Origin of the sequence: Burkholderia sp. Bp9142 (assembly GCF_003853415.1) — a bacterium.
Taxonomy (GTDB): domain Bacteria; phylum Pseudomonadota; class Gammaproteobacteria; order Burkholderiales; family Burkholderiaceae; genus Burkholderia.
Genome location: NZ_QTPP01000053.1, coordinates 15,487 through 30,237 on the forward strand (window position 1 = coordinate 15,487; position 14,751 = coordinate 30,237).

Here is a 14,751-nt window from a genome sequence, read left to right on the forward strand (position 1 = left end):
TTGCCATCCATGGAAACGTCAAATTTTGATGGTGAAATCGTGAGGCATTGATTCCGTTCCTTGCAGTGCCTTTCGCCTCTCACTCGTGAGGGGCGGTTTTTTTGAGACGAATATTTCGTAGTGCGACTTATATAGGTGTGTCGGACGGAGCAGTTTTTCGGGGCAGTAGCCACCTTTGCGACCCACGATGAAAAGCTGATTGATGAGGTTGTCGCACATATTCTGCGACGCGGCGTTGATCGGGCTCGGTTCGAGTTTCAGATGGTGCTCGGCGTGCGCGAAGATCTGCTCGACGCTGAAGCGCTTGCGTTTCATCGTGCGGCTCCTTTCTTACTGGAAACGTCCGCCGAAAACTCGCTTACATCATGGCACTGTTATCTGGCATACGCGATCAGCTCGTCGGCCGAGCCGAATCCGAAAAATTGAAGCGCGGCAACAGGCAGTTGCCCTGTCATCGTCGTAAGCCTGAACAAGGCAAGCCAAGCAGCTGAAGGGGGAACTGGCCGCTCCTTCCCCCAAATCAGCTGCAACAGCGCTCTAAGCTCCACGTGACGCACCCGGGCACCTGGTCAGGCGTTTCCTGTCACTTGGCGGGAAAGCTCGCTCTCGTTGGAGTAGCCGGAAACAAAGGGTTTCAGGGTGCTCGTGTCGGGATCGAAGACGTACCGCGAAATTCTTCCGATGTTTCCACCGTAGACGTGAATACTCACCGAGACGCGATCTTCATACGTGTTGGATACCCGATGAATGTCGCCGGTGCACGGTGAAATGCTTTCGACAGTTCCCGGCTCGAGATAGTCGACTCCGCATGACTGCATGGGCTGACCCTGGCGACCGACTTCAAATGACTCTGCACGCTCTCCGCCTCGCAGCATGCCGATCAATGCCCACACCGTATGGTTGTGGATTGGCGTTTTCTGGCCAGGGCCCCAGACAAAGCTGACCACCGAGAACCGATCGGCGGGATCGGCATGGAGCAGGTACTGCTGATAGTACTGAGGATCCGGCCGAGCGTATTCGTCCGGAAGCCAGTCGTCATGGCGGACAATTTCAGCAAGGAGTTCACGTCCGCGCTCCAGGATTTGCCGCTCGTCGTTGGCGAAAGTGTCGACGAGCTGCGTAAAGTCGCTGACGAAGCGATTGAAGCGAGCAGATGGAACTGGCATCAGATGTCTCCGGGTGATTGATCTTGTCGCAACTGCCCCGAAGGTTTTCCGCAGACTTTTGCGAAAGCTCCGTAGTGAGTCTTCGGGCATGACAGATTCTTGCCTCATGAACCGTCATGAGCAATTGAATCTTGTTTCAATCATCCGGCCAACTTCATGTTTGTGCGGGATTGTCCGGAGCGTCAGGCGCGAGGTGCCGATTTGAGGATCGCTTGATGTCGACGAGTTTCTTGCCAGAAGGCGCGAGCGACAGGTGAAAGGCGATTTTCGTTCAGGCATACCAGGCCGATACGTCTTGACGAACTGGGTGACAGAGGACGGAAGGCGGTGCCGGCGTACTGATCCGGGAGTGCGAATTTTGCGAGGACCGAAACTCCTTTCCCGTTCGCAACCAGTTCAAGTATCGACATCAGTTGTAGCAGTTCGTACGTCACGCGTGGACGTAGCCCGTTCCGTGAGAATAGCTTGGTCACCAAGGCCTCCGAACCCGCGCGGGTGAGGATGAATGGGTCTACCGTCAACGCCTTGAGCGGAACAGTGTCCAGCTTTGCCAGCGGGTGGTTGGAGGGTACAACAGCGACGAGCTCGTCGACGGCGAGCGTTTGTGCATCGAAGTCCGACTTCGGCAGCGTAACGGCGGCGAGCTCCAGACGACGCTCGATCAAGTCTCGCGATGTTTGTTCATCCGGCTTTTCCGTGACCAGGATTTCAACGCCAGGGTAGCGAGCCTTGAATCGCTCTATCAGCGGTGGAAGAACCCGGATCGTCGCGCTCGCGCCGAAAGAACCCAGACGCAGCAACCCGGTCTTCAGCTCAGCGCCCGCCAGTGCCGTCGCCTGAACCAGTTGAAGAGACGCAAACACATCGCGGACATGAGGAAGAACATGCTCGCCGGTGTAGGTCAGCGTGATGCGCGATGTGTTTCGATCAATCAACTCCGTTCCCAGCGCTTCCTCCAGTGCCCGCAGTGCGTGACTTGTAGCGGAAGGGGACATACCAAGCTTGGCGCCGGCGCTGGCAATCCCATCCGAAGATGTCAGCGCGAGGAGAAGCTGAAGCTGTCGAAGCGTCGGTGTCGTCGTGCCGGATCCATGCCCCATTTGAATTTTCCCTCAAGCCGTGCTCAGCGAAATGAACATCGTATGGGCAGGCGGATGCCAGGGCAAGTCCGGTGGCTTAGGGGAAACCATTGCTCCGAGCGCGAACTTGGTCACTGAAGACATGTTGATTTAAATATCAATTGTTTGTGAATCTGATGAACCAATACGATGACTCCAGTTCGAGGTCGAGCTGAGATCGGTACCACGTGACCTGTCCTTCCTGACGACCGCGAGAGGCCCGAATTTCGTCGAGGAGACCACGCCATGCATGCGCTCGCGATACAAGACCGCTATCCGCCCGAGTTTGGCCACTGCTACGGCTGCGGCGCACACAATCCGCATGGCCATCATTTGAAGAGCTACCTCGTCGGAGACGAAACGGTTGCGACGTTTACGCCAGACCTCCGATACAGCGGTGGTGTTCCGGACCACGTCTACGGCGGAATGATTGCCTCGCTTCTCGACTGTCACGGCGCCGCATCCGCAGCCGCCTTTTCTTGTGTCATTGAAGGTCGGCATGAAGACGAAAGGTCAGCGCCAATACGTTTCGTGACGGCGTCTCTGCGAGTCGACTTCAAGCAACCGACTCCATTCGGAGTTGAGTTGGTGATCAAGGGGCGCCTTCGTTCACTCGAGGGACGAAAGGCATGGATAGATCTTGCGCTAACCGCTGGCGAAATGACGTGTGCTGTCGGCGAGATGTTGGCGATCCGGTTGCCGGATCATCCGCGCCACTGAAGAGGACTCGCTGTTCGTGCCGCGCCAAAGAGGGCCAGCGGGCGGCTGTACGGCTTTTGAGGCGCTCAGCCTCGCGATAACAAGAACGATAAAACGTAGCGATGCCTTGTCGCGTTTGCGCGTCATGGTGTTCACATACAAGGAGACAGGCTTGAACACGTTCACTGAGTTGGAAATTTCCGCTGAATCGCTGGGCAGGGTACCGTTCACCAGATACGACATGGGGTGGGTCATCCTGTGCATTGGGATGGCAATTGGTTCCGGCATCGTATTTCTGCCGGTGCAGGTTGGTATCACCGGTGTCTGGGTGTTTGCTGCATCAGTAATGATCGCGTATCCGGCAATGTACATGATGCAGAAGCTCTACTTGCAGACGCTATCTGAAAGCGAGGAGTGTGAGAATTATGCTGGGATCATCACGCAATATCTTGGAAAGAATTGGGGCATCTTTCTCGCGGTGGTGTACTTCTTCATGCTGGTCAAAGGGATGCTGACTTATTCCCTGGCGGTTACTTTTGATACGGCCAAGTACTTGCAGAGCTTTGGTGTGACGAAGGGATTGCTCTCCGATAGTCCGCTCTTCTCCTTGACGCTACTGTGTCTCCTGGTGCTCGTTGCGTCGCAGGGGGAAAGGCTGATCTTTAAGGTGTCGAGCCCACTGGTGCTCTTCAAGCTCGGTGTCGTGGTGCTTCTCGGGGTAGTGATGATCCCGCATTGGGATTTCCGAATTGGTTTGCCGCAGGTCCCGCAGCTCAAACGGTTCGTGATCGACACTATTCTGACCGCCCCGTTCACCCTGTTTTCGATCATGTTTGTGCAGATCCTGAGTCCGATGAACATCGCGTTTCGCAAGGTGGAGAAGGATCCGCGCATTGCAACGTATCGCGCATTTCGTGCCAATCGCATAGCGTACGTCATCCTCGTAGTTGCGATTCTGTTCTTCGCCACTTCGTTTTCCTTTGTACTCACGCATGAGGAGGCGCTGTCGGCCAAGGCGCAGAATATCTCGGCTCTGGCACTGGCGGGCAGCGTCATTCCCGGTAACGGCGTGCTGTATATGGCGACCGCGCTCAATCTGTTCGCTATCGTCACCGCGTTTCTGGGCATTTATCTTGGACTCGAAGAGGCAATCAGAGGCGTAGTGATGAACGTCATCACCCGGTTCATTCCGTGCGAACGCATCAATGTTCGTCTTGTATCCGTCGGAATCTGCGTCTTCATTGTGATCGGCCTGTGGTGCTGGGTGCAGACTCGGTTTTCGATCCTGTTGCTTCAGCAGCTCGCGGCACCCATCTATGGTATTGCCTCATTCGTCGTTCCTTGTCTGCTGGTGTATAAGGTGCCTGCCCTCAGGAAGTTCCGCTCTCCCCGCGTGTGGTGCGTGTTCGCGTTTGGCATCGTTTTGTGTCTTTCTCCGGTCATGAAAGCTTTGGGATACTAATATTTCAAATGACGCGATTCGTGCAATGGAAAATTGAAAGAGGGTGAAAGCAATGAGGCAAGATGCGGGCGTGATCCCGATCAGCGGGACTCGATTCGACTTCGACACCGTGGTAGACCGCAGCGGCACCAACTCCCTGAAATGGGGGGCCGCGAGCGACGCCATGACTCCAGCACAGGCGCAGGCGAAACCATTGCCCATGTGGGTTGCGGATATGGACTTTCGATCTCCACCTGCCGTGATCGATGCGTTGCACGACGCCGTCACACATGGTGTCTACGGCTATGCAGCGGGCCCCACGAAGCACTACTTGAATGCGGTGATCGGCTGGCAGCAACGGCGTTTCGATTGGGATGTACCCCCTGGATGGGTGGTGCCGATTGCCAGCGTGATTGTTGCGCTCAAGACGGTGGTGCAGGCGTTTTCGCAACCGGGTGATTCCGTCCTTATCCAGCCACCGGTCTATGCGCATTTTCATCATGACGTGATGATCAATGGTCGCCAGGTCACCACGGCACCACTGCGCTTCGACGGGGGCCGCTACCGATTCGACGCAGAGGCGTTCGAAGACGCCATTCGCGGGAACACCAAGATCTTCATCCTCTCGAATCCGCACAACCCGACGGGAAATGTGTGGACCGAAGAGGAGCTGTGGACCATGGGAGAGATTTGTCAGAATCACGGCGTGCTCGTGGTAGCTGACGAGATTCACTGTGATTTCGTACTGGCTCAAGGACGCAAACACATACCATTTGCATCGCTGGATCGTCGGTTCGCTCACAACAGCATCACGTGTACATCTGCGAGCAAGACATTCAATCTCGCCGGGCTGCAGTGCGGCAATATGTTCATTGCCGACAAGGTCAAGCGGGATGAGGTCATGCGGACCATCGACAGGAACCATAACGCCCGCATCAATTTGCTGGGCATGGTTGCCACCGAAGCGGCGTTCACGCATGGAGGCGACTGGGTCGATGAGCTTGTGGCCTATATCGCGTTGAACCAGCGGCACTTCGCCGAGCGTATCAACGCATTGGACGCGGGTCTGAAGGTTGTCGACATGGATGCGCTTTACCTGGCGTGGATCGATTGCCGAGGACTGGGCATGTCAGGCGACGAGCTTGAAGATTTCATGCTCACGAAGAGTCGAGTGTGGCTCGACAGAGGCACCAAGTTCGGTGTTGAGGGAAATGGCTTCATGCGGGCTAACCTCGGTTGCCCACGTCAGACGGTGGACCTGGCGATCGAGCGAATCTCGCAGGCGCTTGCTCGGCATTGATCGCCGATGTCGAGTTGGCAATTTTTAATGTTTCCCGGAGTGCCGTCCTCGCTTCGATCTGGATCAAACTCTTCTGGATGATGATCCTTGTAGTGTTCTCATGAAATCGATGGCGAGTACGGATTTTTGTAAGCTTTACTAACGTTATAGTCAATGGAGAAGGAAATGATCAACGACTGGACCGAACTTCTTTCGAAGCAACGCGCTGCCGGTGCAAACCTCTCAAAAGCAAACGTGCCGGTTGTCAAGGCATTCTTTGGCTTGAACGAGTCCTTGAGTGAGGGGCAGGCGCTCGATCTCAAGACCCGCGAACTGATCGCTTTGGCGGTGGCGGTGACGACGCGATGCGAGGGTTGCATTGCGTCCCACGCAGCGGCCGCACAGAAAGCAGGGGCAACGAAGCAGGAAGTTGCAGAGGCATTGGGGACCGCGATTGCACTCAATGCCGGCGCTGCCTTTGTCTATTCCGCGCGAGCACTGGAAGCCTTCGATCAGTTCGGTAGCTGATGTGGAACATCCCGACGGTGATATCGCATGAAATCTGACCAGATGGTGGCGCTGGCAGGCATCAAAGTCCTGGATCTATCCCGCATCCTGGCGGGACCGAGCGCAGCTCAATTGCTTGGCGATCTCGGGGCTGATGTCGTCAAGGTGGAAAAGCCCGATGAAGGAGACGACACGCGTAAATGGGGACCACCCTATGTACGTGGAAGTGCGGGCGAGAAAACGAATGAGAGTGCCTACTACCTTTCGGCCAATCGCAACAAGCGATCGATTGCGATCGATATCGGCTCTGACGAAGGGCAGGAACTCGTGCATCAGCTGATCGCCCAGGCCGACATTCTGGTGGAGAACTACAAGGTCGGTGGTCTTGCCAAGTACGGTTTGGCTTACGAGCAGATAAAAGAGCGCTATCCGCGACTCATTTATTGCTCGGTCACTGGATTTGGTCAGACGGGGCCCTATGCCAACCGCCCCGGTTACGACTTCTTGATCCAGGGTATGGGCGGCATCATGAGTCTTACCGGGGAGCCGGATGGTGAGCCGATGAAGGTGGGAGTTGGTATTGCCGACGTCATGACCGGTATGTATGCCACCGTCGGGATCCTGGCGGCATTGCAGCATCGACAGCGAACAGGGGAAGGGCAACACATCGACATTTCCCTCCTCGACACCCAGATTTCCTGGCTCGTGAATGCAGGAACCAACTACCTGAGCGACAGAAGGCTGCCGGCCCGGTTGGGTAACGGGCACCCGAACATCGTGCCGTACCAGGTCTTTTCGACGGCAGATTCACCGATGATTCTGGCGGTTGGAAACGATGCCCAATTTCGCCGATTTTGCGAGGTGGCGGGGTTGAACGCGCTTTCGTCCGACGAGCGCTATGCAACCAATCCGATGCGAATCCGTCACCGAGCCACGCTATGCGAACACGTTGACAACGCCCTCGGAACTCGGACGCGTGCCGAGTGGCTGCGGGAACTCGAGGCGGTCGGTGTTCCGTGCGGGCCGGTGAACAATCTGGAAGAGATATTTGCCGACCCGCATGTCAAAGCCCGCGGTTGCGAGCTGCGCATGCCGTGCGAATGGGCAGAAGGCGGAGAGATTGGTCTGCTGGCAAACCCGTTGAAGATGTCCGCAACGCCGCCGAGCTATAAGCGGCCACCGCCGCGGCTCAACGAGCATGCAGCTGAAGTGCTGGCGGATTGGCTTGGGAAAAACTAGATATTTTGGGAGGCGTCATGTATCACCTTACCCCTGAACAGTTGAAGCTGCAGGCTCGCGCGCGCGAGCTCGCGCAATCGGCATTTGCGCCGACGGCCGCAGAGACGGACCTTACGGAGCAGTATCCTTGGGCGAATGTTACGCAGCTCCGCGATTCAGGATTCATGGGGATGACCTTGCCCAGAAGCATGGGCGGAGGTGGGCTTTCTTACCTCGATACGGTGGTCGTCATTGAGGAAATGGCCAAGGCGTGCGCCACGATGGGGCGCATCACGGTCGAGGCCAATATGGGAGCGATCGGCGCAATCGCGAAGTACGGGACCGAGGAACAGCTGAAGTTGGCGGCCGAACTGGTTCTATCGGGAGATAAGCCGGCGATCTGTATCTCGGAGCCGAACGCCGGCAGCGCTGCCAGCGAGATGACCACGCACGCGGACAAGAAAGGGGATCACTACATCCTCAATGGAGAAAAGTACTGGATCACCGGTGGCGGCGTATCGAAGCTGCACCTGATCTTCGCCCGCGTGTTCGATGACGGTGTCGAGCAAGGCATCGGTGCTTTCATCTGTGTGCGGAATGATCGCTCGCCGGCGGAACTCGTGGTGGGACGGAGGCTTTATGCAATGGGGGTGCGCGGGATCCCCGAGACTCACCTCGAGTTTCGTGACCTCCAGATTCACAAGTCGATGCTCGTGGTACCGCCGGGCGGCCTGAAACGCGGTTTTGCGTCGCTGATGACTGCCTACAACGCACAGCGTGTCGGCGCCGGGACCGTGGCCCTGGGTATTGCGCAGGGCGCATTCGAAGAGGGCATGGCCTACCTGAAGTCCAGGCATCAATTCGGACGTCCCATTGCCGAGTTCCAGGGGTTGCAGTGGATGTTGGCCGACATGTCGACCCAGTTGGAAGCGGCCCGGTTGCTTCTGCGCTCCGCTGCTTCAAGCGGTGTCGATTTTCCGGACATCGACAAAGCTGCGCGAGCAAAGATCTTTGCGGCCGAAACAGCCAACAAGGTCACGAACGATGCACTGCAGTTCCATGGGTCGTCGGGTTACGGGCGGCACAATTCGATGGAACGACACGTGCGCGACGCTCGTATGTTTACTATCGCCGGTGGCACGGCTCAGATTTTGCGCACGCAGGTCGCGTCGACGCTGCTGGGAATGAAACTGCCACAGACACGCGACGGGTATCTTCGAGCAGCACAGGGTGGCCACGCCTGATCCAGGGAAAACAATGCTGCAAGGACGGGATGAGCCACGAGATGCAGCATGCCGTGCCGCGCTTGCAACACGCTGACTTGGTGGAAATCAACAGGCTGCGCTAGCCGGCTCACCGGCTAGCGTACGCTAGAGCGTCCTTCGGACGTCGTTAACCCTACATCGGAGACGCGGACACTTCCGTTAGCCGTTGATCACGCATTTCAATTTCCTGGCAATTACCGTGCCTCGCACCCACTCTAGTCATCGTGCACGTCATTCGAGGCGATCCGAGTACACCGCCACGCGGAGGCGGATATGAATCGCCAATTCCTGCTGTGCATGAGTCGTGTCGGCACGTGCATGGGCACGATGGCATTCGCCGGCGCGTTGCCGGTACTGCGTTCGACGTGGCACATGGACGCCGCGACTGCCGGAAGCATCCAGACCGCGTTCAATCTCTCCAACGCATTCGCGCTTCTGGTTACCGCATGGCTATCCGATGGTCTGGGGGCAAGGCGAGTGTACTTGGCCTGCACATGGGCCGGTGCCGCTGCGTTGGTGATCTTCGCGATTTTCGCCCGAACCCCTCATTCAGCATTGCTCTTGATCGTGCTGGTGGGGCTGACGCAGGGAGGCGCTTACGCCCCCGCGCTACTTCTGATCGCGGACTTGAGTTCGCCGGCCGACCGCGGTCGCGCAATGGGACAAATACTCGCCGCAGCTTCGCTGGGCTATCTCCTTTCCGTCTTTTTCTCGATGTGGGCGGCCAGTGCTTACGGCCCGGCAGCAGGATTTGCCATGTGCGCGACAGGTGCATCGGCCGGGGCGGTATTGGGTCAGATCGGTCTCAAGGGGGTGGAGAATCGACGACACGGACACGAGACGGCAGCACGTTCCGAGCCTCTGGAATGGCGTCGCGTATTTGGCCCTGCGTCGCTATGTCTTCTTGTTGGCTATGTGGCGCACTGTTGGGAACTGTTGGGCAGTTGGGCGTGGACTCCGACGTTGCTGGCGGCCGCACTTCAGCCCAGCAAACTGGGGGCAATGACCACGAGTCTGATCGTGAGTGTCACCATCCATCTATCCGGCATGATCGCGACAGGAGTCGTCGGTGCGCTGTCTGATCGATTGGGCAGAGCGCGCGTGCTGATTTGCGTTGGGGCGATTGGAGCCATTTGTTCAATGCTGATCGGCTGGTCGCAACAGTGGGGTCCCGGTTGGGTGATCGCTTTGGCAGCCATCGGCAGTTTCTTCATCCTGGCCGATTCGGGCGTGTTATCAGCCGCGATGACCGACGAGGTGCCTGCTGCCTACCTCGGCCGCGTCATGGGGATTAGATCGATTCTGGGGTTCGGGGCTGGCGCGTTCGCCCCGATGACCTTCGGGGCAACGCTCGACTGGACTCATCGATGGGGCTGGGCCTATATGCCGCTCGCTGCGGGCGGGATCGTTGCGGCCCTCGCGGCGTGGGCATTGCGGAAAATCGGCCAACCGGTCGACGCAGGTTCAGACCGTAGGCAATCTGCCGTTTCCTGATGACGATGCGCCGGGGAGCGGCGATTGCCGTCGCGACCCCGGTCGACCTTGGGGACAAAGATTTTTCTTTTGATGATCGCTACTTGAAATGAATCCTTGATTCGCCATAGGTCGAATTCATGATGCCTGGTTCAAGACTCAATACCTCCGTCTGGCGCCTGAGCGCCGCACAAGCACTGTCGGGTGCCAACACGACTGTCGTGTACGCGACGGGCGCGATCATCGGCAACATTCTTGCGCCAAGGCCTGCGCTTGCAACATTACCGATCTCCGTGTTTGTCATCGGTATGGCAAGCGCGACACTGCCCGTCGGCGCATTGGCTCGTCATCATGGCCGGCACGCGGCCTTCCTGTTCGGAAATCTATGCGGCTTGATTGCGGGGCTCGTCGCGGCGCTCGCACTGTTCATTTCGTCATTCTGGTTGTTTTGCCTTGCCATGCTGTTTGGCGGCGCGTATGCGGCTGTCGTGTTGACATTCCGGTTTGCAGCGACAGAATGCGTTGGCGAAGACAGCCGCCATCGCGCACTATCCGCAGTTCTGGCCGGTGGCGTTGCGGCGGGTGTATTCGGGCCGCAGCTCGTGACGGCGACGATGAATCTTTGGTCGCCCCATGCATACATGGTGACCTATATCGCTGCCGCGGGTGCTGCGATACTGTCAGCCGTCGTACTGTTGGGTGTGAAATTCGAACATCAGCCTCCTGTCGCGCGTTCGGAACGAGGGCGGCCGATAGCAACGATTCTCCGGCAACCTCGATTCATCGTGGCTATGCTTTGCGGTGTCGTGAGCTACACGATGATGAATTTCATGATGACATCGGCACCACTTGCGATGGAGTTCTGCGGGATTTCGCGTACCGACTCCAACTACGGTATCGAAATGCATGTCATCGCGATGTACGCGCCGAGTTTCGTGACGGGGCGCCTGATTTCCCGATTCGGGGCACTCAACGTGACATTGGCCGGTCTTGTGCTGATCGGGTTCGCCGCGATCGTTGGAATCGGTGGCATGACCGTTGGCCATTTCTGGGGCGCATTGGTGCTGCTGGGTGCGGGCTGGAACGTCGGATTTCTTGGCGCCTCAGCGCAGGTGCTCGCTTGCCATTCTGCGGACGAAGGACCGCGCGTTCAGGCGATCAATGATTTCGTCGTGTTCGGCGCAATGGTCATCGGTTCGTTCATATCCGGTGGACTGTTGAGTGCGCTCGGGTGGTCGATTGTATCTGGCCTGATCCTCCCACCGCTCCTGCTTGCGGCCGTCGGTGTGATGTGGATGAAATGGTCGCGGCAGGGATCGACTGTCCGTGCACTTGAGTAGTCCACGGAGCGCTCTCCGGATTGTGAATCAGATGATCAAACGACAAGATGCGCGTGTTCCAGGAGGAGATCTTCGGGCCGGTCGCGTCGGTGATGACGTTCAAGGACGAGCAGGAAGCGATCGAACTCGCGAACGACACGTTCTACGGGCTCGGCGCGGGCGTGTGGACGCGCAACGGCACGCGTGCGTACCGGATGGGCCGCGAGATCGAGGCCGGCCGCGTGTGGACCAACTGCTACCACCTGTATCCGGCGCACGCGGCGTTCGGCGGCTACAAGCAGTCGGGCATCGGTCGCGAGACGCACAAGATGGCGTTGTCGAACTACCAGCAGACGAAGTGTTTGCTGGTCAGCTACCAGGCCGAGGCGCTCGGGTTCTTTTGATCGTGACCTCCTGCGACCAGGGGGGAGCCGGGCGCTGCGACGAGTCAGAACTGCTTACGTTACGCCGGCGGGTCTGATAGGGAGCAGGGCGTGGAACTCAACCGGGCCGCATGCCGTGCGGCCCCTTTTGAGCATTCATTTCCTATCGGCGGACGCAGTTCATTCAACCCCTTCCACGATCATCAGATCGGCGACTGCCTTTCCGTCGCGATGGGCCTTTGCCGCTTGATATTCGGGTGAGTTGTAGCATGCAAACGCGGTTTCCATGCTGTCGAACTCGATCACCACGTTTCGCGGCCGCTGCTGTCCTTCCAGATGCCGAGTGAATCCGCCTCTCGCCAATGGCTTTCCGCCGTATTTCTCAAAACTCTCCGTCGCTCCCTTTGCATAGATTGCATAGGATTCGGCGTCGAAAACTTCCACATGAGCAATCCAATAGGCCTTGGCCATGACAGTCTCCTTGTTCAATCGGGTTGCGGGTTTTTGTAATAAAAATGCTGGATGCTGGATATATCGAGCAACGAGTTTTCGTCATTCGCTTCGTCATGCAGGGCAAAGAGGTTTCTTGCCAATGCCCCAAGTGGAACGCTCGCCTGCGCGGCCTGGGCGCAGTTCAATGCCAGACCCAGATCCTTGAGCATGAGATTGACCTGGAAGCCGCCGTTGTAGGCATGGCTGGACGGTACGTCCGGCAGCACGCCGGGCCACGGATTCCACCGGTCCACCATGAAGTTGCGTCCGCTGCTGTTCCGGATCACATCCGACAGGATGCGGGGCGAGAGCCCGTTCCTGGCACCGAGTGCCAACGCTTCCGCGGTGCCGATCATCAATACGGCGGCGAGCAGGTTGTTGCAGATCTTCGCCAACTGTCCCGCACCGTGTTCGCCTGCATGAATCACGGTCTTGCCCATGGCGCGAAGGATCGGATCGATTTTCTCAACCGTTTCAGTTTCGCCGCCGACGATGAAACAGAGCGACCCTTCCCGCGCGCCCATGATTCCGCCGGACACCGGTGCGTCGACCACCTCGCGGCCGTGCCGATGTGCTGCTTCCGCGATGGTCTTTGACGAACCCGGGTCGATCGTCGAGCAGTCGATATAGACCGGGTTGCGGTTGGCAGTCCGCAAGATCCCGCTGTCTCCAAGGTACGTCGACTCGACGACCTGGCCGTTCGGCAGCATGGTGATCACGGCGTCCACATCCTGCGCTGCATCGATGGCATGCGTTGCGACTGCGGCGCCAAATGCTTCGGCCGCTTCCCGTGCGGCCGGATTCAGATCGAATACCTTCAGACGATGGTTGGCCTTGAGCAGGTTTTTCGCCATCGGCAGCCCCATATTGCCAAGCCCGATGAAACCGATGTCTGACATGGATGTGTCTCCGCATGTTGAATTTATCGATTGACGTCAGGGGATTGCAGCACGCGTCCGCCGTTCGCTATTGCGTATGTCCACCTGTATTTCCGTCGTTCGATCGAACGTATCATGAGAGAAACCTCGGAGGCAGTCGGGTATGGTGCACAGTCGATGTGCAGAATTGCACACGGCTCCATGTGGAACGCGCGATGAACCGGGATGGCCTCGGATTCGTTCTGGCTGAATACCAGAGAGGCTGCGTAACGCCGGCAGCGACCGAGACAGGTCGGTACATCGAATGGCTCGCCCACGAACTGGCGGGCCATTTTTTCGTCGGGCGCCCGCGATAGCGGGTGGGCCGCACGGTCATCGGCGGATTCAGCCATCACTTCCGACATTTTTGCACAGCCGTTGGCCGCAGGTGCGCTGTGCACCCCGGATTCCCGATCCTAAGATTCCTCGCAGTCTCGGAGCATGCCCTTGTCCAGGAGACGCAGGGACCGAGCGATCCAGACTTCGTTGCGACTACCCACATCGTTAGAAAAGGAGCACCGTCATGCCCACTATTGCGTGGATCGGCCTTGGCCTGATGGGTAACCCCATGTCCAGACACATGGTCAGATCGGGCTACGCCGTTCGCGGCGTAGACATCGATGCCACGGCGCGCCGGAACGCCGCCGCCAATGGCGTGCAGGTAAGCGATTCGATCGCGGACGCATGCAGGGACGCCGACGTGGTGTACACCATGCTGCCTTCGGGCGCAGACGTCCACGACGTCATGACGTCGGCCGATGGCGTATTTGCAAGTGCTCGTCCCGGCACGATCGTGATCGACTGCTCGACGATCGGCATCGACTATGCGCGCAAGCTGCATGTCGCCGCCGAGAAGGCCGGTATCGTATTCGTCGAAGCGCCGGTGTCGGGCGGAACCGAGGGCGCGCGCGATGGCACGCTCACGTTCATGATCGGCTGCGACAAGAAGCATGCGGGGCAGGCCGCGGAGTTGCTGCAACCGCTTGGCGACTACATCGCGTATGTCGGCGGCCCGGGTGCGGGCCAGGCCGCCAAGGTTGTGAACAACCTCATCATGGCGGTCAGCGTCACGGTCAACTGCGAGGCAACGGCATTGGGACAACGGCTCGGTCTCGACATGAAAGCCTTTTTCGAGATCGCGACGCGTTCGTCCGCCGACAACTGGTCGTTCCGCCTGTGGAACCCCGCACCGGGCGTCGTCGACGCATCGCCGGCGTCGAATGGGTACAAAGCCGGCTTCAAGACCTGGCTGCTCGCCAAGGATCTGAGCCTCGCCGTCGAAGCCGGGCGCGAAGTCGGTGCGCGTCTCGAAACCGCGGAAACCGCATATGCGCTGATGACGCGGCATGCGGAAGCCGGCGGTGCCGATCTCGACGCGACATCGCTCGTTCTGCATTTGTCCAAGAACGGCTGACGGGTTTTCAATGCCCAAAACGGCGATCGGCGCCAGGCGCCGTTCGCCGTCGACGCTGGC

At 58.3% G+C, this 14,751-nt stretch carries 14 protein-coding genes and 1 pseudogene; 10 read left to right on the forward strand and 5 right to left on the reverse strand.

Going from position 1 to position 14,751, the window contains the following annotated elements:
• Positions 1-18: 18 nt before the first annotated feature.
• From DIE22_RS34670 to DIE22_RS34680, 3 genes are all read right to left on the reverse strand, one after another.
• A complete protein-coding gene (locus tag DIE22_RS34670) occupies positions 19-315 on the reverse strand; it encodes a hypothetical protein (RefSeq protein ID WP_124607215.1) in 297 nt (98 codons plus the stop codon).
• A 254-nt stretch (positions 316-569) separates the two neighbouring features.
• The gene (locus tag DIE22_RS34675) at positions 570-1,166 is read right to left on the reverse strand and encodes a cysteine dioxygenase (protein ID WP_124607216.1); all 597 of its coding nucleotides are present in this window, start codon (positions 1,164-1,166) and stop codon (positions 570-572) included.
• A gap of 182 nt (positions 1,167-1,348) precedes the next feature.
• Positions 1,349-2,266 (reverse strand): LysR family transcriptional regulator, encoded by a 918-nt coding sequence (locus DIE22_RS34680; RefSeq protein WP_124607217.1) that lies wholly within the window; start codon positions 2,264-2,266, stop codon positions 1,349-1,351.
• A gap of 264 nt (positions 2,267-2,530) precedes the next feature.
• Here DIE22_RS34680 and DIE22_RS34685 point away from each other — a divergent pair, with 264 nt between their 5' ends.
• From DIE22_RS34685 to DIE22_RS34725, 9 genes and pseudogenes are all read left to right on the forward strand, one after another.
• Positions 2,531-3,004 carry a PaaI family thioesterase gene (locus DIE22_RS34685; RefSeq protein WP_124607218.1) on the forward strand — a complete coding sequence of 158 codons (474 nt, stop codon included), beginning with the start codon at positions 2,531-2,533 and terminating at the stop codon, positions 3,002-3,004.
• Positions 3,005-3,155: 151 nt separating this feature from the next.
• Positions 3,156-4,445 (forward strand): amino acid permease, encoded by a 1,290-nt coding sequence (locus DIE22_RS34690; RefSeq protein WP_260426843.1) that lies wholly within the window; start codon positions 3,156-3,158, stop codon positions 4,443-4,445.
• Between the two features lie 52 nt (positions 4,446-4,497).
• Positions 4,498-5,724 carry a MalY/PatB family protein gene (locus tag DIE22_RS34695; RefSeq protein WP_124607219.1) on the forward strand — a complete coding sequence of 409 codons (1,227 nt, stop codon included), beginning with the start codon at positions 4,498-4,500 and terminating at the stop codon, positions 5,722-5,724.
• A 165-nt stretch (positions 5,725-5,889) separates the two neighbouring features.
• Complete coding sequence (locus DIE22_RS34700; protein ID WP_124607220.1) at positions 5,890-6,231, forward strand: carboxymuconolactone decarboxylase family protein; 342 nt, start codon at positions 5,890-5,892, stop codon at positions 6,229-6,231.
• 27 nt (positions 6,232-6,258) lie between these two features.
• Complete coding sequence (locus DIE22_RS34705) at positions 6,259-7,449, forward strand: CaiB/BaiF CoA transferase family protein (protein ID WP_124607221.1); 1,191 nt, start codon at positions 6,259-6,261, stop codon at positions 7,447-7,449.
• A gap of 17 nt (positions 7,450-7,466) precedes the next feature.
• Positions 7,467-8,672, forward strand: coding sequence for a 3-sulfinopropanoyl-CoA desulfinase (gene acdA, locus DIE22_RS34710; RefSeq protein ID WP_124607222.1), 1,206 nt, complete (start codon positions 7,467-7,469; stop codon positions 8,670-8,672).
• 294 nt (positions 8,673-8,966) lie between these two features.
• Positions 8,967-10,187, forward strand: coding sequence for an MFS transporter (locus tag DIE22_RS34715; RefSeq protein WP_124607223.1), 1,221 nt, complete (start codon positions 8,967-8,969; stop codon positions 10,185-10,187).
• A gap of 122 nt (positions 10,188-10,309) precedes the next feature.
• Positions 10,310-11,506: an MFS transporter gene (locus DIE22_RS34720; protein ID WP_124607240.1), complete on the forward strand. Its 1,197-nt coding sequence runs from the start codon at positions 10,310-10,312 to the stop codon at positions 11,504-11,506.
• A gap of 38 nt (positions 11,507-11,544) precedes the next feature.
• Positions 11,545-11,889: pseudogene (locus DIE22_RS34725) on the forward strand (aldehyde dehydrogenase family protein); the annotation flags it as partial.
• 159 nt (positions 11,890-12,048) lie between these two features.
• Here DIE22_RS34725 and DIE22_RS34730 read toward each other — a convergent pair.
• Both DIE22_RS34730 and mmsB (DIE22_RS34735) read right to left on the reverse strand, forming a co-directional pair.
• Complete coding sequence (locus DIE22_RS34730) at positions 12,049-12,339, reverse strand: DUF1330 domain-containing protein (protein ID WP_124607224.1); 291 nt, start codon at positions 12,337-12,339, stop codon at positions 12,049-12,051.
• A 14-nt stretch (positions 12,340-12,353) separates the two neighbouring features.
• The gene (gene mmsB, locus DIE22_RS34735; protein WP_124607225.1) at positions 12,354-13,259 is read right to left on the reverse strand and encodes a 3-hydroxyisobutyrate dehydrogenase; all 906 of its coding nucleotides are present in this window, start codon (positions 13,257-13,259) and stop codon (positions 12,354-12,356) included.
• Positions 13,260-13,800: 541 nt separating this feature from the next.
• Between mmsB (DIE22_RS34735) and mmsB (DIE22_RS34740) the strand changes: the two genes are divergently transcribed.
• The gene (gene mmsB / locus DIE22_RS34740; RefSeq protein ID WP_124607226.1) at positions 13,801-14,691 is read left to right on the forward strand and encodes a 3-hydroxyisobutyrate dehydrogenase; all 891 of its coding nucleotides are present in this window, start codon (positions 13,801-13,803) and stop codon (positions 14,689-14,691) included.
• Positions 14,692-14,751 lie beyond the last annotated feature (60 nt).